General features: G+C 43.7%; 23 protein-coding genes. 11 read left to right on the top strand and 12 right to left on the bottom strand.

Annotated features, from left to right (window positions below):
• Window positions 1–8 precede the first annotated feature (8 nt).
• Window positions 9–620: an RNA polymerase sigma factor gene (locus SCB77_RS22330; RefSeq protein ID WP_320184225.1), complete on the bottom strand. Its 612-nt coding sequence runs from the start codon at window positions 618–620 to the stop codon at window positions 9–11.
• Window positions 621–837: 217 nt separating this feature from the next.
• Between SCB77_RS22330 and SCB77_RS22325 the strand changes: the two genes are divergently transcribed.
• Together SCB77_RS22325 and SCB77_RS22320 are read left to right on the top strand one after the other, a co-directional pair.
• Entirely contained in the window at window positions 838–1,695 is an 858-nt protein-coding gene (locus tag SCB77_RS22325; RefSeq protein ID WP_320184224.1) for a universal stress protein, read from the top strand.
• Between the two features lie 6 nt (window positions 1,696–1,701).
• The gene (locus SCB77_RS22320) at window positions 1,702–1,938 is read left to right on the top strand and encodes a hypothetical protein (RefSeq protein ID WP_320184223.1); all 237 of its coding nucleotides are present in this window, start codon (window positions 1,702–1,704) and stop codon (window positions 1,936–1,938) included.
• Window positions 1,939–1,960: 22 nt separating this feature from the next.
• Here the strand turns inward: SCB77_RS22320 and SCB77_RS22315 are convergent, their stop codons facing one another.
• Window positions 1,961–2,851: a dienelactone hydrolase family protein gene (locus tag SCB77_RS22315; RefSeq protein WP_320184222.1), complete on the bottom strand. Its 891-nt coding sequence runs from the start codon at window positions 2,849–2,851 to the stop codon at window positions 1,961–1,963.
• Between the two features lie 370 nt (window positions 2,852–3,221).
• Here SCB77_RS22315 and SCB77_RS22310 point away from each other — a divergent pair, with 370 nt between their 5' ends.
• The 4 genes from SCB77_RS22310 to SCB77_RS22295 all read left to right on the top strand — a co-directional run bounded on the left by SCB77_RS22310 (window position 3,222) and on the right by SCB77_RS22295 (window position 8,504).
• Window positions 3,222–3,596 (top strand): response regulator, encoded by a 375-nt coding sequence (locus SCB77_RS22310; RefSeq protein WP_320184221.1) that lies wholly within the window; start codon window positions 3,222–3,224, stop codon window positions 3,594–3,596.
• 82 nt (window positions 3,597–3,678) lie between these two features.
• Window positions 3,679–6,264 (top strand): ATP-binding protein, encoded by a 2,586-nt coding sequence (locus SCB77_RS22305; protein WP_320184220.1) that lies wholly within the window; start codon window positions 3,679–3,681, stop codon window positions 6,262–6,264.
• An 83-nt stretch (window positions 6,265–6,347) separates the two neighbouring features.
• On the top strand, window positions 6,348–7,979 hold the full coding sequence (locus SCB77_RS22300) for an ABC-F family ATP-binding cassette domain-containing protein (protein WP_320184219.1): 1,632 nt from the start codon (window positions 6,348–6,350) through the stop codon (window positions 7,977–7,979).
• Between the two features lie 147 nt (window positions 7,980–8,126).
• Entirely contained in the window at window positions 8,127–8,504 is a 378-nt protein-coding gene (locus SCB77_RS22295) for a hypothetical protein (protein WP_320184218.1), read from the top strand.
• 64 nt (window positions 8,505–8,568) lie between these two features.
• Here the strand turns inward: SCB77_RS22295 and SCB77_RS22290 are convergent, their stop codons facing one another.
• Window positions 8,569–9,249 carry a hypothetical protein gene (locus SCB77_RS22290; RefSeq protein WP_320184217.1) on the bottom strand — a complete coding sequence of 227 codons (681 nt, stop codon included), beginning with the start codon at window positions 9,247–9,249 and terminating at the stop codon, window positions 8,569–8,571.
• Window positions 9,250–9,593: 344 nt separating this feature from the next.
• Between SCB77_RS22290 and SCB77_RS22285 the strand changes: the two genes are divergently transcribed.
• The 5 genes from SCB77_RS22285 (at window position 9,594) to SCB77_RS22265 (ending at window position 15,061) form a co-directional block, all read left to right on the top strand.
• Window positions 9,594–9,935, top strand: coding sequence for a hypothetical protein (locus SCB77_RS22285; protein ID WP_320184216.1), 342 nt, complete (start codon window positions 9,594–9,596; stop codon window positions 9,933–9,935).
• Between the two features lie 71 nt (window positions 9,936–10,006).
• Window positions 10,007–11,008: an ABC transporter transmembrane domain-containing protein gene (locus SCB77_RS22280; protein WP_320184215.1), complete on the top strand. Its 1,002-nt coding sequence runs from the start codon at window positions 10,007–10,009 to the stop codon at window positions 11,006–11,008.
• The gene (locus SCB77_RS22275) at window positions 10,998–12,356 is read left to right on the top strand and encodes an HlyD family secretion protein (RefSeq protein WP_320184214.1); all 1,359 of its coding nucleotides are present in this window, start codon (window positions 10,998–11,000) and stop codon (window positions 12,354–12,356) included. Before SCB77_RS22280 ends, SCB77_RS22275 begins: the two co-directional genes overlap by 11 nt.
• Before the next feature lie 8 nt (window positions 12,357–12,364).
• A complete protein-coding gene (locus SCB77_RS22270) occupies window positions 12,365–13,798 on the top strand; it encodes a TolC family protein (RefSeq protein WP_320184213.1) in 1,434 nt (477 codons plus the stop codon).
• Window positions 13,799–14,158: 360 nt separating this feature from the next.
• Window positions 14,159–15,061 carry a serine hydrolase gene (locus tag SCB77_RS22265; RefSeq protein ID WP_320184212.1) on the top strand — a complete coding sequence of 301 codons (903 nt, stop codon included), beginning with the start codon at window positions 14,159–14,161 and terminating at the stop codon, window positions 15,059–15,061.
• A 49-nt stretch (window positions 15,062–15,110) separates the two neighbouring features.
• Here SCB77_RS22265 and SCB77_RS22260 read toward each other — a convergent pair whose 3' ends face one another.
• The 9 genes from SCB77_RS22260 to pxpB form a co-directional block, all read right to left on the bottom strand.
• Window positions 15,111–16,511, bottom strand: a complete 1,401-nt coding sequence (locus SCB77_RS22260) for an MBL fold metallo-hydrolase (protein WP_320184211.1) — start codon at window positions 16,509–16,511, stop codon at window positions 15,111–15,113.
• 47 nt (window positions 16,512–16,558) lie between these two features.
• Entirely contained in the window at window positions 16,559–17,362 is an 804-nt protein-coding gene (locus tag SCB77_RS22255; protein ID WP_320184210.1) for a sulfite exporter TauE/SafE family protein, read from the bottom strand.
• 42 nt (window positions 17,363–17,404) lie between these two features.
• On the bottom strand, window positions 17,405–17,815 hold the full coding sequence (locus SCB77_RS22250) for a DUF6691 family protein (protein WP_320184209.1): 411 nt from the start codon (window positions 17,813–17,815) through the stop codon (window positions 17,405–17,407).
• A gap of 2 nt (window positions 17,816–17,817) precedes the next feature.
• Complete coding sequence (locus SCB77_RS22245; protein WP_320184208.1) at window positions 17,818–18,366, bottom strand: YeeE/YedE family protein; 549 nt, start codon at window positions 18,364–18,366, stop codon at window positions 17,818–17,820.
• A gap of 75 nt (window positions 18,367–18,441) precedes the next feature.
• Complete coding sequence (locus tag SCB77_RS22240) at window positions 18,442–19,137, bottom strand: hypothetical protein (protein WP_320184207.1); 696 nt, start codon at window positions 19,135–19,137, stop codon at window positions 18,442–18,444.
• Between the two features lie 107 nt (window positions 19,138–19,244).
• A complete protein-coding gene (locus SCB77_RS22235) occupies window positions 19,245–20,417 on the bottom strand; it encodes an NRAMP family divalent metal transporter (RefSeq protein ID WP_320184206.1) in 1,173 nt (390 codons plus the stop codon).
• Complete coding sequence (locus SCB77_RS22230; RefSeq protein ID WP_320184205.1) at window positions 20,414–21,172, bottom strand: LamB/YcsF family protein; 759 nt, start codon at window positions 21,170–21,172, stop codon at window positions 20,414–20,416. Before SCB77_RS22230 ends, SCB77_RS22235 begins: the two co-directional genes overlap by 4 nt.
• Window positions 21,162–22,121, bottom strand: a complete 960-nt coding sequence (locus tag SCB77_RS22225) for a 5-oxoprolinase subunit C family protein (protein ID WP_320184204.1) — start codon at window positions 22,119–22,121, stop codon at window positions 21,162–21,164. The genes SCB77_RS22230 and SCB77_RS22225 overlap by 11 nt, the downstream gene beginning before the upstream one ends.
• Window positions 22,111–22,809 carry a 5-oxoprolinase subunit PxpB gene (gene pxpB, locus SCB77_RS22220; RefSeq protein WP_320184203.1) on the bottom strand — a complete coding sequence of 233 codons (699 nt, stop codon included), beginning with the start codon at window positions 22,807–22,809 and terminating at the stop codon, window positions 22,111–22,113. Before pxpB ends, SCB77_RS22225 begins: the two co-directional genes overlap by 11 nt.
• Window positions 22,810–22,876: the final 67 nt, after the last annotated feature.

The following is a 22,876-nucleotide window of genomic DNA, read 5'->3' as shown; positions in this document are numbered from 1 at the left end:
CCCCAACATTATAGCGGTATGTTTTGCGAAACAGTAAATTGTTCTACGTACAACTTACGCAACCGTTGTTTGGCACGCGTCAAGTAAGTCCGTGAGGTGCTCTCTGGAATACCCAACATAGCACCGATTTCTTCATGCGAATATCCTTCGATCTCAAATAAATTGAATATAGAGCGTTGTACATCCGGAAGTTTATCCAGCAATTTTAAGATGTCATCTACAGCAAGTCGATCATCAATAACTACCGCATGCTGCTTAACATCTTCCATCGCTGTGTCCTCAAAAAAATCCAAGGGCTTCTTACTGCGTAACATGTCGATAGACGTATTTACGGCAATACGCGCCAACCAAGAACGAAAGGTTTTTTCCAACACTTCATCGTCCTCGTGCATTTCAAAACGATCCATCTTGCGAAACACCTTGACGAAGGTTTCGTTCGTCGCCTCTTCAGCTTCCATTTCTACCGTCATATATCGGAGTACAACTGCCATGACATAACCGTAATATTTTTTATATACAAACGATTTTCCTCGTTCGGTTTTCCCCAAAACACAGTCCTCTAGCGCTTCTCTGAGCGAAAAAGGGTTATCTTTTCTCCAGTATTGCCGAATACTCTTCATTTAATCGTCTGTTCCGATAAGCCAATTTAGCGAATTAATATTTCAATACCCGAACAGCGGATTAAAATTCTCTCATGCACTTCATTCATAAAACTACGGTGGAAACGCGCTTTCGAATCATTTCGCTACAGGTAGTGACAAAAAAAATTAATCTTATTTGATTGTATGAAATTGATAAATAACGTAAATTGCTTGTAGGAAAAAAAGAATTGAAACCATGCGCATTTTATTTCCAACAGATTTTTCGGACGCGGCGAATAATGCCTTTGTCTATGCCCTACACCTAGCGCATGACTTAGGTGCTACCGTTTACATCTTACACACCTATATGCAGCCAGTGCTATCGGCTTCCCATGTGGGGCAGCCCGAGATTGTCCCGGAGGTGTACGAAAGCTACGAATTACAGCAATTCGAGAGCTATAAAAAGCATAGCGCTTTCTTGCACAACTTGGCCAAAGAGAAACAGCTAGATACTGTTCCACTTACTTTTTTGTTTGAGGAGGGCACGGTAGTATCTAATGCGCAGGAGATCATCCAACGCGAGCACATCAACTTGGTTGTGATGGGCACGAACCGCGCGCAAGGCTTTATCGACAAGATATTCGGATCAAATACGCTTGGGATGATCCGCGGTGTACGAATTCCGGTGCTGTCGGTGCCCAAGGAATCAAATTACCAGCAAATTAAAGAGATTATATTTACGACACTGTTTCGCGAAAGCGACGAGATTGCTCTTGCAGAGATTCTCCAGTTGGTACGGCCATTCGCCGTTAATGTCAAATGCGTATACGTGCACAAGGAGTATAATCCAGCTATCATCGGGCTTTCTCAGCGATGGAAGCAGAAATTTGAAAAGGATAATCTTGATTTTGTATTCCTTGACTTCAATGAGTCTATTGAGCACACCGTCAATACCTATATTGGTCAACATCGCGTCGATTTGCTTTGTGTGTTGAAAAGAAACCGAAATTTTCTAGAACGTATTTTCAGCTCAAGTATCAGCAACAGGTTGCGAACGCACGCAATAACAGCAACTCTGGTGCTACAAGAAGGTGATGATCCGGGTACTTTTTAACTATTCATGGAACAATTAATAAAGTTGTTTAGCAAGCATCAGATGCTTGCTAAACCCGCAGAAAAATATACCTTGCTCATCGATGAGAATCAGGTAACGAATGGCGTCTTGTTTTTTTTATCGCTAGAAGGTAAAAGCTACAAAGTTATTGTTGCTGCGCCCCACCACGAATCGATCCTAAGAGATGGAACGCCCAGCATCAAAACCGTGCTTGAGCATAAGGAAGCCATGTATCTTAAATAGTGCATACTGTCATTATCCTACGCTAAAGCAAAGTTTCTTTAAAGAAATTAATGGTTCTCGTCCAAGCCAATGTTGCGGCTTCCTTATCATAACGCGGTGTGCTGTCATTATGAAAACCATGGTTTGCTTTCGGGTAAAAGAATACGCTAAACTGTTTTCCGTTTTGCTGCAACGCTTCTTCATAGGCTGGCCATCCCTCGTTAACACGCGTGTCCAATTCGGCGAAATGTAGCTGCAGCTTAGCTTTGATGTTCGGTACATCGGCAACGGGCGCTTGACCTCCGTAAAAAAGGACTGCAGCGACAAGTTGTGGAAGTCTAGCAGCTATCATGTTGGCAATCCAACCGCCAAAACAAAAACCGACCACCCCTACTTTGCCATTTGACATCGGGTGCTCGCCTAAGAATGTTGCAGCAGCGATGAAATCTTCTAACATCTCTTCGCGGCCACGTTTACTTTGCATTTCACGACCTTCATCATCATTCCCTGGATATCCTCCCAGTGGACTGAGCGCGTCGGGCGCCAACACAAGAAATCCGGCGAGAGCCGCTCTTCGTGCCACATCTGCAATATGCGGATTCAGCCCTCTATTTTCATGTACGACGACCACAGCGCCTAAAGCTTCAGTGTTATTATGTGGATAACAGAGTAATCCTTTCATTTCACCAGCTCCTTTCGGCGAAGGGTAAGTTACGAAAGACTCCGCGATACGCGGGTCGCCTTCTTCCACTTGTACATTATCCCTGTAATTCGGCATCAAGAAACTCATCAAGGCCGGCACCGTAAGCGACCCCACCGCAAAAAGAGACAATCGCTGCATAAATTCTTTTCTGGAAAGGCGTTGGTGTGCGTAATCATCGTAGAGATCAAAAACTTCTTGTTTAACCTCTTCTTTCTTTGGGATGTAAGTCATGTCGTACAACGTTGTTTTAAATGTTAAAAAATCTATACTTATTACAAAAAGTAATCACACCTTAAATATAGAGAAATAAAAAATCAAACTGAAACATATTTTTCCCATACAATATACAGTTATGTCTTCGTTAAAGGTGTATCGCAAGAATGGGCGGCTTTAATCTATACATCGCGACCATTGTGTTTTTACCCATGAATCTTACTTGTGTAACAAAAACAAGTGTTCCCTATCTCTTTTTTTATCTTTAAATTTCCAAAAATCATATCGGGATGCTACTTTTGTGATGAAACCCGTTGAAAAACATAGATTGCAAAGCTAGTGGTAAAGCGGTATTCCGACTGTACCACGCATCTACACCGCCTAATAAATGGAGCAGAAAAAAATTTTGATTTGTGACGACGATTATGGTATCGTCAATATGCTTGAGCTCATGCTAGAAGACTTGGATGCGCAAGTCATTTCAGAAACCAACAGTACAAAAGTGGGCGAAAGGCTAATCCAAGAGCAACCGGACCTGTTGATAGTTGACCTTTGGATGCCTGTCGTTACCGGTGATGAAATCATTAAATTTATACGTCAACATGACGGCTTAAAGCATATGTTTATCCTATGTATTTCCGCAAGTCGCAATGGTGAAGAAGTAGCCATGGAAGCTGGTGCCGACGTCTTTTTGGGAAAACCATTTGATATGGATGACTTATTAGATGTGGTTCAACAAGCGATTGTGCATGCAGAAAACTAACCGTTGCTGTAACCGACGTTTAATTACAGTTGTTTTCGTATAGTTGATATAATTTCACTATATTTAGATAAAATTCGCCACTATGCTTAATTCGGATCAAGTACTCTTTGAGGTACTCCGTTTTTCTCCAGATGCTACCGCTGTATATGATAGCGCAGACCTTAGAATAGCCTACGCCAATAAGCGCATGTGCTCGCTATGGGCACTATCAGATGATTATAAGGGCAAGCTCTACGACGAACTTTTTAGCAATCCACAGCAAAAGCACATTTCCACAGTGTTACGACAGGTTTGGGAAACAGGCGAAAGCCGCACGCTCTACCACGTGGAAGTAGGCACGTTTGTCGATGATCATTGGGAGCCCCGTTATTTTGATATGGAGTTAAAAGTATTGCTTAATTCCAATAGCGAGGTGTTTGCTATTTTGCATACCGGCAAAGAGGTGTCAGGAGCCCCCTCAACAGCCTCCAGTTTTCTTTTTCAAAACCACCTCGTTGATATAGATAAACGCATTGAAGGTAACCGTTTAGAAAACGTCTCGTCAAAAAATGACGCTGCAGAAAAATTACCTGAAGTTCATCCCGGAGCCTTATACAACATGGAGCAGGTGGAGACAGCCATCCTTCGCGCTCAATTAATCAAGGATGTAGCCCAACTTGGGGTGTTCGACATCAATATACAAACCAACAAACTCATATGGGATAAATATTCCCGCAACTTATTTGGTACTGTACCCGAGAAAGTACATTACACGCCTTTAGATTTGGTCAACGCGGTTCATCATACCGATAAATTACGCCTTATAAAAGCATTGGCTGATGCATATGATGCAGGAATAACAAAAGGAAATCTCGACATTATTGTACGATCTGCGGTAAGCAGTAAGCCGGAAATAAGACAGGTACACATACTCGGCTTGGTACATTTCGATGATGAGAAGAAGCCGAACCGTCTTCTCGGAACAGTTAGAGATGTTACGGAAACAAGCAATACGATGGATGCGCTGCGCAAGCGCGATCTCGAACTGCAGGAAGTTAATCGAGCCTTAGCAACGCTGAATACAGAGTTAATGAGCCTCAATCAAGAGCTCGAATCGTCGAACGAAAATCTTGTACAGGCAGAACAAATTACACAGTCATTAAACGACGAGCTGCAGTCAGCTTTCGATAAGCTTAAGCTTAATGAGGATAGGATGAACCTAGCCATCCAATCTGCAGAATTGGGCACTTGGACCTTGGACGTCACAGAGAACAAGGTATTTATGGATGCCCGCGCGAAGGAGCTCTATGGCTACCCTCCTGGCGATCTCATCGACTACGAGGAAGTTTTGCGGTATATGCACAAAGATGACCGAGAGCTGGTGCATCAAGCGGTACAGCGTGCTATCAACCCGAAATCAGGCGGACTTTATGATATACAATTTAGGACTATCGGTGCCACTGATGGTAGATTGCGGTGGTTACACTGTAAGGGTCGCGCCTATTTCGACGAACTGAACCAGCCCATACTTTTCTCTGGTACAGCACGGGATATCACGGAAGCAGTGATATCGAACGAAAAAATAAGCCGGTACCACAACCTAATCTCGGAGAAGGAGAAAATTTTACAACTCATCGTTGATTCGGCACAGATCGGAACATTCACCTTCGACCTGATGACGAAGGACATGGAACTTAATGCGCACGCGCGATCTATGTTTGGCCTAGCCGAAGAGGATGACGCATTGCATCCTTCGGGCACCGACGAAACCCTACAGGCCTACATGGAGGTTGCTGAACAGGCCATGGCTGAGGCGGTCATGCTTGGTCAGCCTTACGATTACAGTTACCAAATTACGCACAAGAAAACAGGCAAAGTGAGGTGGTTGCGATCGGTGGGCAACGGGGCGGAAAACTCCGACGGATCGATCACTATGTTTTATGGCGTGATCATCGATATCACGGCACAGAAAGAGGAAGAGCAGCGGAAGATAGACTTCCTGAGTATTGCCAGTCATGAGTTACGCTCTCCCTTAACCTCCCTTTCAGGATATCTACAGATATTAACCTTGAAGCGTACACAGATGGATGAGCAACGTATGGAGACCATGATCCGCAATGCCAGTAGGCAGTCAGAACGTATGCGTGTGCTCATTGACAGCTTTTTGGATATAGCGCGCGTTAACGAAGGAAAGCTTCAGCTGCAACGGCAGATTTTTCCAGTCGACAACTTTCTTTCGGACATGGAGAAGACGCTTGCCGAAACGACAACTTCACATAAATTCGTATTCAGTGACGAAACCAGCGGATTGATGCTTTATGCCGATCGTGATAAGCTCGAACAGGTGGTGATCAATTTTATCAACAATGCCATTAAATATACACCGTCAAAAACCGTCATACAGGTCGTTGCCACAAGCGATAATGATCAGCTTGAGGTGCGGGTGATCGACGAAGGGCCGGGCATATCCCCTGCCGATCAAGCCCGAATATTCGATCGTTTTTATCGTGTCGATAGCCCAAGAAATGAGCATGTCAACGGTTTTGGGATTGGATTATTTATTTCCAAAGAAATTATCCATTTGCATGAAGGCACTATAAACCTGCAAAGTGAAGAAGGACGAGGTACCACCTTTTGGTTCTCCATACCAATATTACCTGCACCAATATTATTAACAGACGATCTTTAATTTAGCCCAAGCGAGTGCTTATTATAATCTTCAAAGTAGGGATAATACACTATCTTTGCATCGAATTTTAAAAGAGCCAAAACGTGATTAATGTAAATAATATTTCCGTTTCCTTTGGTGGAACAACCTTATTCAGCGACGTATCATTCTCCATCAACGAGAACGATAAAATTGCGCTTATGGGGAAAAATGGCGCAGGTAAATCTACACTGCTGAAGATTATTGCGGGAGTTGGCAAGCCTACTTCCGGCAGCGTAAGTGGTCCCAAAGAAGCTGTTATCGCCTACCTGCCACAGCACCTATTAACCCAAGACAACGTTTCCGTGTTTGAAGAAACTTCTCGTGCTTTCGAAGAAGTGTATAAGATGCGCGACGAATTGGAAGCGCTCAATGAACAACTCAATGTGCGCACCGATTATGAGAGCGACGACTACATGAAGCTTATCGAACGTGTGTCAGAATTAAGCGAGAAATTCTATTCCATCGAGGAAACCAACTATGATGCGGAAGTTGAAAAAGTACTGAAAGGCCTAGGCTTTGAGCGATCGGACTTCAATCGTCAGACATCAGAGTTTTCCGGCGGCTGGCGTATGCGTATTGAACTGGCCAAGATTCTGTTAAAAAAACCTGATCTGATCTTGCTGGATGAGCCTACTAACCATATGGATATCGAAAGTATACAATGGTTAGAAGATTTTTTACTGAATTCTGCTAAAGCTGTTATCGTCATCTCTCATGACCGGGCATTTGTTGATAACATCACCAACCGAACAATCGAAGTAACGATGGGTCGAATTTACGACTACAAAGCGACATACAGTCACTATCTGGAACTCCGCAAAGATCGTCGCCAACATCAACTGAAGGCCTATGAAGAACAACAACGATTTATTGCTGACAACCAGGAATTTATCGATCGTTTTCGTGGTACTTACTCCAAGACTTTGCAAGTGCAGTCTCGGGTGAAGATGCTGGAGAAGCTGGAAATTATCGAAATCGATGAGGTAGATACTTCTGCCCTACGGCTAAAATTCCCGCCTTCACCGCGTTCCGGACAGTATCCGGTAATCGTTGAAGAGCTGACGAAGGTTTATGGCGAGCACATCGTATTTGCCAAGGCTTCCATGGTGATTGAGCGCGGCGAAAAGGTGGCCTTTGTTGGAAAAAATGGCGAGGGAAAATCGACCATGATCAAAGCGATCATGGGTGAAATTGATTTCGAAGGTTCTTTAAAAATCGGACACAATGCCAAGATTGGCTACTTTGCACAAAACCAAGCGGCTCTCCTTGATGAAGAGCTAACAGTATTTGAAACTATTGATCAAATTGCCATTGGTGATGTGCGCGTAAAAATTAAAGATCTCTTGGGCGCATTTATGTTCAGCGGTGATGATACCACGAAGAAGGTGAAGGTTCTTTCTGGAGGCGAGAAAACTAGACTTGCCATGATAAAGCTACTTTTGGAGCCCGTGAATGTTCTGATATTGGATGAGCCTACCAACCATCTGGATATGAAAACCAAAGATATTATTAAAGATGCACTCCAAGATTTTGATGGCACTTTAATCCTCGTTTCTCACGATAGGGATTTCTTGGATGGTTTAGCGAAGAAAGTATTCGAATTTGGCAATAAGCGGGTGCGCGAACACTTCGAAGATATTAAAGGGTTCTTGGAATACAAAAAGATGAATAGCTTAAAAGATATCGAGCGCTAGTATAAAACGAAATACAATAATTGGCTCCTGTTTGCGTAGCCTTAAGTGGTAAGACATAAAAACAGGAGCCAATGCCGTTAGTAAAGACTGTTGGTTTCTTGCTTTCTTGCCCACGATCGTTTATTTTCACGGTTCAATAACTAACATATGAAACCATCATCCATATTAATCGTCGCTGTAGTAGCAATCGCCCTTATCTTTGGTCTAATGTTTGGCTTGCCACAATATTCAGTATGGCAACAGAAAATGGCCGGAAAAGCTCGATTGGCAGAAGCAACCCAATCCCGTCAAATCTTAATAGAACAGGCGAGAGCCGAAAAAGAAGCGGCTATATTGCAGGCAGAAGCCATTAAGATTATGGGGGAAGCAGCTCAAAAGTATCCAAAATATCGTAAACAAGAATTTATCGGCGCTTTTGGAGAAGCATTAAAAGCGGGAACAATCAGCCAGATTATCTATGTACCTACGGAAGCGAATATCCCTATATTGGAAGCAGGAAAACAAATGGTGCTCCCGAAAAATTAAGTAGTCCTTTACGATATCGCCCCTATTTCAAATTCATTGACGGATCATAAGAGTCGATTATTCGTCAATCCGAAGCTTGGGAATCACTGTCCCAAGCTTGCAGGAGCCGTTGCAAGAAATGGTATTCTTCGGCATAGGCCCCGTCCAATTCTTCAAAACGATTGTCGAATTCCGAAAAATAGCGTCGTGCCTCTTCACTTCCTGAAATGGTGGCCACATACAACATGTTTGCTAACAACATCGTTTTGTCATCAAGTCTTGAATCAATCTGCCGATAGGCCGTCAATACCTGTTCAATTTGTGCAGGCTCATAGGTACTGACTGTGCGATTTACATCTTTCGTCCGTAAAAGCTTACCATTAAGGAAATACATACGTTCAATAAGAAATATTTGGGGCACTAAGGCAAAGTTGTCGCCTGTCGGCAACGAGGTGATATGGTTGACATACAGCGTGTCATCTTCTAAAGATACATCACACAGTTCAAGTGCATCCCAAAAATCTATGATGGTATCAGTGCCACAGACTGTTAGAACGAACTCCGAAAACAGCATTTGTCCTTCATCCTGCAGGCGGTATCCGCAAAGTGCGATACCTTCATGTGACGAGAAGCGAAACACGGTATCCGCTTCCGTCGAAGCGAACTTGTTTTCAGGGCAATGGCAGGAATCCTGCGCGGAGCAGACGATGCCACAAAGCAACATTCCCAACAACATTAATACAGTACTTAATTTTAAAGGTAACATAGGATTGTTTATCTAAATTAAAGAGAAGGATTTATCTCTATTTACAACGCATCTTTGAGTTAAGCAAAAACTCAACCAATTTAACGAAGTATATCGTGAATTACGATCATAATAGCTTTAATTGTTATCCATGAGGAATCAACAAATCAAGTTGGAGCAAATTAAAATAGCGTTAACAGAAGAAAAGGTACACAGTGAAGTTCTAACCTCCAGAGATATTTTGTTTATTAGCATTTTTCCTTTGAAAATAGTTCGTTACAAATGAATTTTTAAGTTATTATGACTGAAATTCATTTAATTATATTTCGATTATTTTGTATCATTGTAGCGTTAATTGTAAAAAGATGCTCACTTCATTAAGAAATACATTTCTTATTCAGCTTATCAGTTCCTTTTTGTTAGCCTTGCTAGCACTAAAGACTGCCGGTTTGCTGTTTAGCGTATTTCCAGACCGAAGTAGCATGTATTCCAGTGTTCCTATCGACATGGACAGCTCAGAATGCGACGAAAGCCAAGAGATTAAAAACGCTTCCGGCAAGCTCGTATGTTTGTTGACTGATCAACAGTTATCCCTTTTAGCCATTGAACGTAAGGTAGAAGCTCCTAAAGGCAGTCGGCGAATATTATTTATTGCCGAACATTTTAATGTGATCCCCTCCCCGCCTCCGGACGCCGCTACAGTTTAGTTATTGCATTCAAGCTGCCGCCTCCTCGCAGAGTAGGCGGCTGTATTACCTAAAAATATTAAATTTTATTTATGACGCATAAACAAGGTAGTCTTACACCTTTGCAACGCCTACTTAGATTACTGCATCCTGAGCGAAGAACGATAAACTACATCTTCCTCTATGCTATAGTTATTGGAGCTTTCAGTTTAACAATCCCTGTAGGGATAACGGCAATTTTCAACTTATTGAACAATGGCGCTATGTACAGCTCGACTTACATCCTCATCGCCTTTGTTATCGTCGGGGTGGTTATTGCAGGTCTGCTGTTAATCGGACAGATGAGTTTGGTCGAATATTTAGAACAAAAGATTTTTTTGAAATCTGCCGTCGAATTTGCCTACCGGCTGCCACGCATTAAACGTTCAGAGTTGGAAGGAGAAAATTTGGTGGAACTCGTCAATCGTTTTTTTGATGTCATGATCATCCAAAAGGGAATTATTAAGCTTTTAATAGACATTGTTGCGGCTATCGTGACCATCTTCTTCAGTGTCGTTCTGCTGTCCTTCTATCATCCCGTCTTCTTAACTTTTGGACTCGTCGTTATCATCGCCATCGCATTGATTCTTGTAATATACTACAAGCGAGGGTTAAATACGAGTATCCAAGAATCTGAACATAAGTATGAGACTGTAGCTTATTTGGAGAGTGTCGCATCCGAAATCGACAATTATCGTGGCAATCCTGCGAAAATGCAAGAGGTGATTTCTAATACGGATTATATCAGTAGCAAATACTTGAGTTCAAGAAATGAACATTTCAGGGTATTGAAACGTTTCTTCGCGAGTTCCGTAATTATACGTACGCTGCTATTTGGTGCTATGCTATTGCTGGGTTCTTATTTTGTTGTGGAACGGCAGATGACCTTCGGTCAATTTGTTGCGGCGGAAGTTGTTATCGTTCAAATAGGATATGCTATTGAAAAACTATTTACCAATTTAAACACCATTTTTGACATGTTGACTGGAAGTGTGAAGCTTGGTGCTGTCACAGATTTAGCGTTGGAGGAGGGCGCAACACCCTATGGCGAGTAAAAAATTTGGTATCGATGAAATCATCCGTTGGGAAGAACTTTCTCAATATGGCCGCGAAAATCTTTTGAAAGAAAAAGGCTCTATCTACCTCGGACGTTTGCTGCTGGTCGCAGCGATTATCTTTGTCTTCGTTCTATTTTTACCCTGGCGACAAACCATTCCGGGCAGAGGGACGGTTACAGCGCTAAGACCGCAAGATAGACCGCAGACTATCCAAAACCAAATTGGTGGACGTATTGAACGCTGGGCAGTGAAAGAGGGACAGGAAGTACGTAAAGGCGATACGATCCTTGTTATCTCGGAGACCTCACAGTCGTACTTTGATCCCGAGTTACCACTACGCTTGGAAGAGCAGCTCACTGCAAAACGCAGTAGCGAGGACGCTGCCATACAGAAAATGCGTGCCACAGAAGCCCAAATTGACGCTCTGGGGGCCGGTTTACGTTACCAACTAGAAGCTGCACAGAATAAAGTTTCGCAGGCAGAGAACTTAGTCAAGATCGACAGCGCCGATTTAATAGCTACTGAAACGATGTACAGCACGAGTGTATCACGTTTGGAACGATACGAACAAGGTTATAAAGACGGACTTTTTTCTTTGACCGACATTGAAACCCGTCGGCTGAATCTACAAAATGACCGTGCCAAGGTGGTAAGTGCAGAGAATAAACTGACCAATTCGCGACAATCGTTAACCAACGCGGTTATTGAGCTCGACAACATTCGGGCGAAGTACAACGAGTCCTTAGCCAAAGCACAGTCTGATTTTGGTTCGGCACTATCTACAAAAGCTACCGCGCAGGGAGACATCGCTAAATTACGGAATGAGATTACCAATATCGATATACGTCGTGGTTTGTACGTTTTGCGAGCCCCGCAAGACGGCTTCATCGTAAAAACATTTAAGGCTGGTATTGGTGAAAATATTAAAGAAGGCGAATCCGTGGCAACGCTTCAACCCAAAACCCCTCTTTTAGCAGCAGAGATTTATGTACATGCGATGGATGTTCCGCTGATCTTGAAGGAAAGTGACACCCGCTTACAGTTCGAAGGCTGGCCTTCGGTACAGTTCTCGGGTTGGCCTTCGGTTGCGGTGGGTACGTTTGCAGGGACAGTTACGGTTATCGATAAGGTGAGCAGTACAAATGGGCAATACAGGTTGCTTATACGTCCGGCCGATCCCCTGCCGCAAGGCGATGAACCATGGCCTGAACAATTGCGCCTAGGATCCGGCGTATACGGTCGCGTCATCTTAAATGCGGTGCCACTATGGTATGAAATATGGCGGCAATTAAACGGATTTCCACCAAGCTTGGAAAGAGAGCCGAAGGACGAAACAGCAAAATAAAGATACACATGATCAGATTTTGTATAGGATTTTTGCTGTGTTTGTGCTTTTTAGCTCCACAAGGCCACGCGCAACAAATAGAAGACGTAAGTTTCCATCGTACGTTCACGGTGTCTGATTTGGAAGATTTTCTTATGACCAATCATCCCGTCGTGAAACAAACACTTCTGCTTAGTGAAACTGCCAAAGCGCAAGTACTACAAGCTCTCGGAAAGTTCGATCCTGCGTTGTACACATCGTTCAACAACAAGCATTTCGGAAATACCGCATATTACAACCAATGGTCAAGCGAGCTAAAAGTTCCCCTGTGGTTGGCAGGTGCAGATTTAAAGGTCGGCTACGATCGTAACGTTGGTGCATATACTAATCCGCAGAGCCGCACCGACCGGGCAGGACTATCTGCATTGGGCATCAGTGTTCCGCTGGGGCAGGGTCTGTTTATCGATGGACGCCGCAATACCCTTTGGCAGGCAGAAGCCATGTTGGGCTATGCAGAAGCACAACAAGTTAAGGAGATAAACGGCATTTGGTTTCAGGCGGTATCGGACTACTGGAACTGGTACTATGCCTACAAGCAATATATATTGCTCGTGGAGGGTGTGAAGCTTGCAGAGACGCGCTTTCGCGCGATAAGTGAACAAACGCTTTTAGGCGATAAGCCCACAATCGACTCGGTTGAAGCCGCAATCACCGTGCAGGAGCGAAAAATGGAACTTGCTAAATATGATATCGAACTGAAAAATGCCAGGCTAGTCCTGTCAAACCATCTGTGGAACGAGCAGCAACAACCACTGGAATTGCCTGAAGATGCCGTGCCTGACAGTATTGATAGAAATGCGCTCTCTCCCAATGGAAACCTTTTGGCAGAGTTATTAGAACAAGCGGAAACCAATCACCCTGAAATTTTACAATTAGGAAGTAAAGAGCTACAACTATCGATCGAAGAACGCTACCGAAGAGAGCTCTTGAAGCCAAAGCTAAATCTTTCCGGAACGTTGCTGTCTAGTCGGCGTAACTTTAACGAGCAGCTTCCCCCCGATTACGATTTCAATTGGGGAAATTATAAACTAGGTGTGGAGTTTGCTTTTCCATTGTTTTTACGAAATGAACGGGGTAAATTAAAAGAAGTCCGTTTAAAGCAGCAAGAACTGATCTACGACCAAACTATCCTCGGGCGAAACATTCGAAACGATGTGACGTTAAAATACAATGACCTGACCGCTTACAGCAGGCAGATCACCTTGCAGATAGAAAACATTATTAGTCAGGAAACTTTACTACGTGGCGAGCTGCAAAAATTTGATCTCGGTGAGACTACCCTTTTTATCATTAATAGCCGAGAAAGCAAACTCATTGATATGCAGATCAAACGCGAAGGACTTATCGTGAACTACCAAAAAGCATTAGCCGAGCTGTATTACAAAGCAGGAACAAGGCTTTGATCAATGCCTGAGCAAACTTTGGGACAAAAAATAGCGCCCTACTCTGGCGAGTAGGGCGCTTTGTTGTCGCTAAACAACGTAGCATGTAGAATTGTGTGTGTGATGCTGTAAAACTAAAAAACCTATCGATTCAAAAAAAATTTTATTCCTGCATTAAAGAAAAAATATTAAACATTTTTTTCTTTATATTTTGAACTGCTCAAAACAAGACTTGACGCAAGCGAAGCACACTCGAGTCTCGTATGTGCTATGACGAGCAATAGAAAAATCCTACTCCCAAGCTTTCGAGTAACGATCATGGGACAAAAACCAATAAATACCAAGTTTTTAGTAGCTTTAGGTCGATCTAAAACCCTGAATATGACAAAACGTCTTTTGATAATGATACTATGTTGTACAACTTTGTTTGACCTAAGTGCACAAAAACGTGATCAGAAACTAGAAAATATACTTAAAGATGCCGTGAAAGACTTTCGAGGCGATATCGGGATACATGTACAGCATTTTAAGAAGAATAAAACAGCATCTATACAAGCAGACAGTATCTTTCCCACGGCTAGCCTCGTTAAGTTGCCCCTTTTGGTAGGTGTTTTTCAAAAGATCGACCAAGGCCAATTGATGTTGAAAACAAATTATGTTTATCGCACCGAGCGAACTTACAGTGGATCCGGGTTGATGCAATTTTTCAAAGATAGTGTTGATGTGGATCTATCAACCATGATTTCCCTCATGTTAAGCTACAGCGACAACGTGGCATCAATTTGGTGCCAAGAATTAGCCGGCGGCGGCCTAGCCATCAATCCCTTGATGGAAAAACTAGGTTTGATGAATACGAAGGTTAACTCTCGAACGGTTGGAAGGGAAGCCGCTTGGCAACAATACGGATGGGGCGAGACGACGCCACGCGATATGGTTAACTTGATCAGCCTTATACGACAGGGTAAGGTTTTCGATGAGCGTCTATCCGAAAAAATGTATAGATACCTCAAAAATCAATACTACAATGGACGCTCCTTAGCCCAGTTTCCAGCAGATATTGCTACAGCCTCGAAAACAGGATCCATCGACAAAGCCCGCGGCGAAGTTGTTTTCGTACATGCGCCATCTGGCGATTTTGCCTTTTCTGTTTTGACCAAAAACAATGAAGATACGCAGTGGACATCAGCCAATGAGGCAGAAGTACTCACACGGAAGATTGCAGCTTTACTTTGGAACTACTTTGAGCCCAAAAACCAGTATGAAGCTTTCGATCCGGTGGAATAAGTGCTACGGGTGGATGTCAAACACCTTTTACTAAATAGCTAGCATAACTTCACACCGTCGCCTCGTTCCCGGAAATACTGTTTCCACCGTTTGCCAACCACTGATTGAAGCTGCCTTGGTATAGCGATAGATTTGTGAAACCTTCCTTTTCTAAAAAGGAATAAGCAAGGCTGGCGCGGTCGCCGGATTGACATTGTATGATCAGCTTCTTGTTGCCCAAAAGTGACAAATCAATTTTGGGCAATTGACCGACAAACAGATGTTTGGCGCCAGGAATATGTGACAGATTAAACTCACTTTTACTGCGCACGTCGATCAGTATCACATCGTTTTGATCTTTGGACGAGGCTACCTCTTTAAAATCGATTAAAGCAGTCGGCAGCAGATCCGACGAGGGCAAGTCTGTGATAAATCCAGCAATGTTATCTAGACCGATACGCATAAGTTTTCTTGTAATTTCTTCTTGCTCGGATTCTTCCGCTATAATAAATAGCTTATCTGAATAAGACAAAAACCATCCTGCCCATGTCGCCATAGCATTATTGTGTTGCATATGCAGTGCTCCTTTCAGGTGGCCTGCAACAAAGGCCGCCCGAGGGCGTGCGTCGATTAATGCCATACCCTCATCTTCCAAGTTGATGGAACTTATCTCGACGATAGGATGTGTCGGTATAGTCGTCAACAGCGGACGTTCATTACGGTTAAGCTGTTTCATCTTGGCAAAGTAATAAGGTGCTTCCGGTTGGTTGCTGAGCAACTCTCGTTGAAATGCATCGAAATCGTCGCCAAACTGAAAGGCCCAATTTCGAATACGCTCATAGCCCACCGTAGTGCTAGGTACCGCCCCCAATGCCTTTCCACATGCAGAACCTGCACCATGCCCCGGCCATACCTGCACAAAATCGGGCAATGCTGTGAATTTTTTGAGGGATGAAAACATTTGCGCCGCTCCTGCTTCCTTTGCCCCCAGCAACCCTACGGCCTCTTCCAACAGATCAGGGCGCCCAATATCCCCAACAAACACAAAATCGCCCGTAAAAATCATGACCGGCTCATCTGTAGCAGGATGATCACGTAAGAGCAAACTGATGCTTTCCGGTGTGTGTCCTGGCGTAGCCATAACTTCCAGAGAAAGATTACCTACTTTGATAAAATCCCCTTCCAGAAGACCAGTATGTGGGAAGTTATATTGCCAGTCCATTCCTCCTTCGTCGGATAGATAAATTGCTGCTCCTGTTAAAGCAGCCAACTCTCGTGTACCGGATAAGAAATCCGCATGAATATGCGTCTCCGTAACGTGCGTTATACGCATCTGTTGCTGCTTAGCAATTGCTATATAAGTATCTACGTCACGCTTTGCATCAATAACAATCGCTTCTTTCGTTGCCTGACAGCCAATAAAATAACTGGCCTGAGACAAACTCTTATCATAGATTTGTTGGAAAAACATTACGCTTCTATTATGTTATGAATTAATAGGCAATACCTATTGCCGAACTATATATTATGATTACCCGATACCTCTGTTATCAAGATGGCTAAGGCCACAGCAAGTATAAAATAGCCAAAAATTTTCTTCAGTAAACTACTGCTGATCTTCTTTGATAAGGAAAACCCAGCAAATATGCCTCCAATTGTAAACAACGTATACCCCAAAAGTAAATACCAATCAAAGTCCCTAAATTTTTCCAAGTCGCCCATCAACCCAAAGAAAGAGTTGATCGCAATGATCAGCAACGAGGTTGCTACGGCTCGCCGAATCGATAGATGAAAGAAATTAACCAATACGGGAATAATTAGAAAACCTCCTCCGGCCCCCACAACTCCTGTAACAAAACCCACCAACATACCGGCAATGCCGACAGTCATTCTATTGTTACCCGAGGGTACACTGGGCAATATTGAAAGGCTTGTAGCTGAACGAATCATGGATATGGCGGACGCCAACATCACCACAGCGAAAAGTAACATCAAAACTACCGCTTGATGAATACTAAATGAGCCTATATAAATGACTTCGGGTACCAGCGGAAGCAAAAATGTTCTCGTCAAAAAGACCGATAGCAAGGAAGGTATACCAAAATGACAAACGTGCGCGAGATCAACCTCTCCTTTTCGCAATCCACGCAGCCCGCCGATAAAAGCTGTGGTACCTACCGCAAATAGCGAATACGTTGTTGCCAATACTGGATCTACCCCCATGATATATACCAAAATAGGCACCGTTAATATTGTCCCACCGCTACCAACCAAACCTAAGGTCATACCTACCAAAATGGCAAATGCAAAGCCTATCTGCATATCACGAAGGACGGGTTTGTGAAATCAATGAACAGCGCTCCATTAGTGTGGGAGTTTATCTCTGAGCAAGGCATATAGATAGGTGCCCAATAAAGCGAAAGCAGCGACAACGACCATAGACCATACACCCGCACCGATAAGCACAAAAATTGGCCCGGGACAGGCCCCCACGAGTGCCCAGCCTAAACCAAATATAATGCCTCCTAACAGATATCGGTATACGGTTTTCTCTTTCGGCACAATCACGATCGGTTTGCCATCGGCCTGCCTGCCTATACGTTTTAACATATAAACACCTACCACACCAACGAACAAAGCGCTCGCTATAAAGCCATACATATGAAACGAATGGAAATTGAACATCTCGAATATTCGAAACCAAGAAGCAGCTTCTCCTTTATACATTGCCATACCAAAGAGTAGGCCCAACAGCACATAAATTGCTCTTTTCATGATTAAAAAATTATTGGAAAAACAAGATGTACCATGAGAAGACCGCCAATGAAAAAACCAACAACGGCAATCAGCGAAGGGATTTCGAGGTTGCTAAGTCCTGAGATGGCATGGCCGGAAGTACAACCACCAGCATAACGGCTACCAAATCCGATCAATAGACCACCAAACGCCCATATTAGCACATTTTGTACAGTCAGGGAATCAAAAATTTCTTCAGGATAGTAGCTTACAACAGGCGTTTCTATTCCCAAAGAAGCTAACTTATTTAAGGTGGCGGTCGAAATTCGAGGAGCTTCGCTATTATCCAAAAAATGAGCTGCTAGAAAACCACCAGCAACGGCCCCCACTAAAAACAGTAAATTCCAGCTTTGCGAACGCCAGTCGAATCTAAAAAATGCGACACGTTTTCCCGCCCCGAGTGCGGCACACATCGTTCTAAAGTTTGAAGAAAAGCCAAAGCTCCTTCCTAAGATCAGTAGTGCAAGCATGATCAAACCCACTAACGGTCCAGCAATATACCACGGCCAAGGCTCCATTAAAACATCCATAGTCAATACGCTTATCTATACAAAGTTCTTATAAATAAGTGAATTTTCTATAGGTAAAATGAAGCTATCTTACGATTATTCCTCCCACACTTTTGCATGTTGCTTTAGAACATCCGTGCTACGTTCACGTATCTTCGGCGGCATAGCTTTCCAAACATCATCATAATCAACGTGATATACATCTTCTTCATTACCGGATGGATAATATGCCGTCGCCTTTGCCTTCTTCCAAGCTACTGTTTTGTCGACAACATCGTTGTAGTAAACAATCTGTTTATAGGGTTTGGCATCAAGACCGTCGCTATCGCCCATGTAGCTTAGGTAAAATTCGGGAAAACCATCGTCATCTACATCGGCTACAAAACAATTTGTATAATCAAATTGCGGCCAATAAACCGGGTTTCCAAAGTCTTGGAAACGAGCTTTCAACAGTAAGCCGCCATGATCTTCCAAAAGCACGAAGGCGTATAGATTATGATCCGTCAAGACATCAGAATCTCCCTGCACAATTTTTGCGGTGCCATCTGGCTTCAGTTTCTTTTTAAAAACAAAATAAAAGATACCCTGCTTACTATCCGCACGGATGATCATGGTTGTATTACCAAATTGGCTGCGGGAAAAGGCTTCTTCGTCTTGAAACTCGAAACCTGTTTGGCGAGTAAACAATAACGAGTCTTTTGGAAAGAAATACGTCGTATTAACTGCGGTCGTCTGTGCTATTGCATTGCTAAGTAGCATGACAAAGGCGACGAAAGATATGATTGCTTTCATAGAACGATGGTTTGTTTTCAGTATGCAAGTTAAGACAAAGGACAGACAAAAAAATCCCTGAAAAAGATGATTTAGCAAATATCTAATACGTTGACCAAGTTCATCCATTACCATAATCTAAGAAATACCTGTACACTCATACAAGTCATCACAATAACAATAATAGCGCCGATGATGGTAAAGAGCATGGGCTGCTTATAATCACCCACAATAGTTGGTTTGTATGCAGCAATAAGCATGGTGCTAAGCGCTATAGGCAGGATTACACCGTTTACAGCTCCTGCAATAATTAACAAGTCTACCGGTTTGCCAATCGTCACGAATATCATCGTAGAAATAGCGATAAACAGTATAATTAGCAAGTTTTCATTTTTTTCAATCTTAGGGCTAAACGACTTAATAAATGAAATGGACGTATAAGCAGATCCAATCACCGAGGTAACCGCAGCCGCAAACATCACCAAGCCAAATAAGCGATAGCCCATGTTGCCAGCAGCTAATTTAAATACCGACGCCGTGGGATTTCCATCATCGATCAATAAGCCCTGACTGATAACTCCCAAGGATGCAAGAAAAAGTAAAATGCGTATAAATGAAGCTACCGATACCCCCATCACTGCACTTCGGTCTACTTGGGGTAGCGCCGTTCTGCCAGTGATGCCAGCATCAATCAGTCGGTGTCCGCCAGCAAACGTAATGTAACCTCCTACTGTACCGCCTACCAACGTAATGATTGCTACAAAATCAATCTGCAGCGGCATTACCGTACGCAAAGCTGCCTCACCTACCGGAGGATGAGCAACAATCCCCACATAAATGATAACGAGAATCATGATGAATCCCATGATTTGTGTAAACAAATCCATGGCTTTACCGGCCTGTCTGTTGGCAAACACCGCGATAGCCATAATCGACGCTAAAACTGCTCCATAGGTAACATCCATACCAAACAGTGCTTCTAGGCCTAGACCAGCTCCGCCTACGTTGCCTATATTAAAGGCCAAACCACCGAGCACGATCAGCAATGAAATAAAACCTCCCAATCCGGGCAATAACATATTGGCAATATCCTGTGCCCTTTTTTTAGAGACGGCGATGACGCGCCAAATATTCAATTGAACCCCGATGTCAATTAAAATTGATATCAAGATTACGAAACCAAAGCTCGCGCCCAACGACTTTGTAAAGACCGTTGTTTGTGTTAGAAAACCGGGGCCTACGGCTGAGGTAGCCATCAACAAAGCCGCGCCTATTAATACAGAGGTCCGCTTATTCTTCATCCTATTTCAATATTATGATCATGCAATACGTCGACAATACGCTTAGCAAAAACCACGGCCTTGCTGTTATCGCCGTGAAGACAAATGGTATCCGCCTCGATAGCCACACTACTCCCATCGACGCTCAGCACGTGTCCCCTTTCCACTATGCGCAGCACTTGTTCAATAGCCTGTTGGTCATCGCTAATCAATGCACTGCTATCACTACGCGGCATCAGGGTGCCGTCCTGCTTATAGGTACGATCGGCAAAAACTTCATGATACACATGTAGCCCTTTTCCGAGACCTGCCCGCGTAAGTTCGCTTCCCGATAACCCATACAGCGCTAAGGAAGGATTCACATCGTAAACAGCCGTTGCTATTGCATCGGCCAATAAAGCATCCTTGGCCGCCATATTATAAAGTGCTCCATGCGGTTTCACATGATGCAAGGAAAGTCCGCGTGCGGTTACACAGCCCATCAATGCCCCAATTTGATAGACCATTAAATCATACACCTCTTTGGGGCTCATCTGTATCTCCCGTCTCCCGAATCCCTGTCGATCATAAAATCCGGGATGTGCCCCAATACGTAAATCATAGGAAGCTACTAGTGCCAATGTCTGCATAATGGTGGTCGGATCACCCGCATGAAATCCACAAGCTATGTTTACAGAAGAAACATAAGGAAGAATAGCTTCATCATTACCCATCACCCACGGTCCGAAGCTTTCACCAATATCACAGTTTAAATCAATGCGGCGTTTATTTTTCATATTTTAAGGCTATAGATATTTTTAATTCTTGTATCTGCTGATGACGATCCTTTACAATTTGTTGAGCATCTGCCACCGTAACCCGTTCAAAACGAATACTATCTTGCGGTTGTAATTGTGCAAGCAACGGCAAGTCGGCTTCGATTACTTGACCGATAATCGGATACCCTCCCGTCGTCGGATGGTCTGCCATCAACACGATTGGCTGACCTTGAGGCGGAACCTGTATTGTCCCAAACGTTACCGCTGAAGATAACAATTCGATGGGTAGTGTTAATCGCAGAGCTGCTGATGCCAAGCGATACCCCATACGATCCGATTCGTTGCTAATCAAAAATGATATGTTCAGGAAATCTTCCCGACTCCTCTGATCGAATTGTGCATAATGGGGACCTTCTATCACACGGATGCTACGCTGGGAAAGATCGGGGTAGCCAATATGCCCTAATCGCCATCGAAGGTCTGTCGACTCTTTTTCATCTACATACTGAAAAGGAATACGGTCACCTTTCTGCAATGCCCTACCCTTCCATCCGCCAATCTTGGCGCGCAGATAGGTGGACTTACTTCCCATCAAAGTCTCTATGGCAAGCCCCCTGTCAAAGCAAATATAACAGCGGCAGCCATGCACGGCCTTGCCAAAGGAAAGTATGCTTCCCGCATGCACAGATATTGGTTTCCACATCGGAACGGCCACGCCGTCCAGTGCGGCAGAGAGGTCTCCCCCAGTCAAGACTATCCGTCGTCGTTCTTCAAACAACAGGCGCGGACCAACCATGGTACATTCCAAAGCGGCTTCGTTTTCATCATTACCCAGCAGCATGTTTCCCAAACGTAAGGCCAAACCGTCCATTGCCCCACTAACCACCATGCCATACCGCTGAAGGCCAAACCTACCCAAATCTTGTACAGTCGTCAAAAGGCCTGCCTGTATTACTTTAATGCCCATCTTCGCCTCTTTTAAGATCCCAAAATTCACCTTCCTCAATAGACACAAAGCGCAGTAAATCACCCGCAGCAACACGTGCCGGGTGATCTTGTAAGCGCATATCAAACATTACCATTGGTGTCTGGCCAATAATTTGCCAACCACCCGGCGTGTCCAATGGATAGATTCCCGTTTGTTCGCCTGCGATGCCCACCGATCCAGCGGGTATCTTCACACGTGGTATAGCTTTTCTAGGCGTCGCCAATCGTTTGTCCATTCCACCCAAATAGGGAAATCCAGGCACAAAGCCCAACATGTAAACACGGTAGCATTTCGCCGTATGTATCGCGATAATTTCCTCGATAGTAAGTCCGGTATGCTGCGAGACGTCCGTCAGATCTGGGCCGTTGTACCAAACGGGTATTACTTTCTCTTCCTTGACCTTCCTTTCTTCTATCTCTAGCTTGCCGACAAGCTGATACAGAAATTGATAAACCGTATCATAAGACAAGGATAGCGGATCGTAGTAAACAGTCAATGTACTGTATGCGGGAACGCACTCCCTGATACCAAACATATCAGATTGCGTCAATACTAAATCTAAGCTGCGAACCAACATGTTATGCCGTTCGTCCACTGTTGTTCCGAAAGAAACCACCAAGGCAGCATCTCCTAATGGATAAATTAGCGGCTTCTCGTAAAAAGTCATCCTTTACCGATAAAAATTGATAGTGCGTTCCGTTTTAAAGCTACTTAAATACCACCTTAGTTTCACT

Origin of the sequence: Sphingobacterium bambusae (genome assembly GCF_033955345.1) — a bacterium.
Taxonomy (GTDB): Bacteria; Bacteroidota; Bacteroidia; order Sphingobacteriales; family Sphingobacteriaceae; genus Sphingobacterium; species Sphingobacterium bambusae.
The sequence above is the reverse complement of the archived record's forward strand: the minus strand, read 5'-3'. Positions and strand labels throughout refer to the sequence as shown.

Coding starts and splice junctions, on each gene's coding strand:
- SCB77_RS22330 (WP_320184225.1), bottom strand. CDS start 620: ATGAAGAGTATTCGGCAATACTGGAGAAAAGATAACCCTTTTTCGCTC.
- SCB77_RS22325 (WP_320184224.1), top strand. CDS start 838: ATGCGCATTTTATTTCCAACAGATTTTTCGGACGCGGCGAATAATGCC.
- SCB77_RS22320 (WP_320184223.1), top strand. CDS start 1,702: ATGGAACAATTAATAAAGTTGTTTAGCAAGCATCAGATGCTTGCTAAA.
- SCB77_RS22315 (WP_320184222.1), bottom strand. CDS start 2,851: ATGACTTACATCCCAAAGAAAGAAGAGGTTAAACAAGAAGTTTTTGAT.
- SCB77_RS22310 (WP_320184221.1), top strand. CDS start 3,222: ATGGAGCAGAAAAAAATTTTGATTTGTGACGACGATTATGGTATCGTC.
- SCB77_RS22305 (WP_320184220.1), top strand. CDS start 3,679: ATGCTTAATTCGGATCAAGTACTCTTTGAGGTACTCCGTTTTTCTCCA.
- SCB77_RS22295 (WP_320184218.1), top strand. CDS start 8,127: ATGAAACCATCATCCATATTAATCGTCGCTGTAGTAGCAATCGCCCTT.
- SCB77_RS22290 (WP_320184217.1), bottom strand. CDS start 9,249: ATGTTACCTTTAAAATTAAGTACTGTATTAATGTTGTTGGGAATGTTG.
- SCB77_RS22285 (WP_320184216.1), top strand. CDS start 9,594: ATGCTCACTTCATTAAGAAATACATTTCTTATTCAGCTTATCAGTTCC.
- SCB77_RS22280 (WP_320184215.1), top strand. CDS start 10,007: ATGACGCATAAACAAGGTAGTCTTACACCTTTGCAACGCCTACTTAGA.
- SCB77_RS22275 (WP_320184214.1), top strand. CDS start 10,998: ATGGCGAGTAAAAAATTTGGTATCGATGAAATCATCCGTTGGGAAGAA.
- SCB77_RS22270 (WP_320184213.1), top strand. CDS start 12,365: ATGATCAGATTTTGTATAGGATTTTTGCTGTGTTTGTGCTTTTTAGCT.
- SCB77_RS22265 (WP_320184212.1), top strand. CDS start 14,159: ATGACAAAACGTCTTTTGATAATGATACTATGTTGTACAACTTTGTTT.
- SCB77_RS22260 (WP_320184211.1), bottom strand. CDS start 16,511: ATGTTTTTCCAACAAATCTATGATAAGAGTTTGTCTCAGGCCAGTTAT.
- SCB77_RS22255 (WP_320184210.1), bottom strand. CDS start 17,362: ATGCAGATAGGCTTTGCATTTGCCATTTTGGTAGGTATGACCTTAGGT.
- SCB77_RS22250 (WP_320184209.1), bottom strand. CDS start 17,815: ATGAAAAGAGCAATTTATGTGCTGTTGGGCCTACTCTTTGGTATGGCA.
- SCB77_RS22245 (WP_320184208.1), bottom strand. CDS start 18,366: ATGGATGTTTTAATGGAGCCTTGGCCGTGGTATATTGCTGGACCGTTA.
- SCB77_RS22240 (WP_320184207.1), bottom strand. CDS start 19,137: ATGAAAGCAATCATATCTTTCGTCGCCTTTGTCATGCTACTTAGCAAT.
- SCB77_RS22235 (WP_320184206.1), bottom strand. CDS start 20,417: ATGAAGAATAAGCGGACCTCTGTATTAATAGGCGCGGCTTTGTTGATG.
- SCB77_RS22230 (WP_320184205.1), bottom strand. CDS start 21,172: ATGAAAAATAAACGCCGCATTGATTTAAACTGTGATATTGGTGAAAGC.
- SCB77_RS22225 (WP_320184204.1), bottom strand. CDS start 22,121: ATGGGCATTAAAGTAATACAGGCAGGCCTTTTGACGACTGTACAAGAT.
- pxpB (WP_320184203.1), bottom strand. CDS start 22,809: ATGACTTTTTACGAGAAGCCGCTAATTTATCCATTAGGAGATGCTGCC.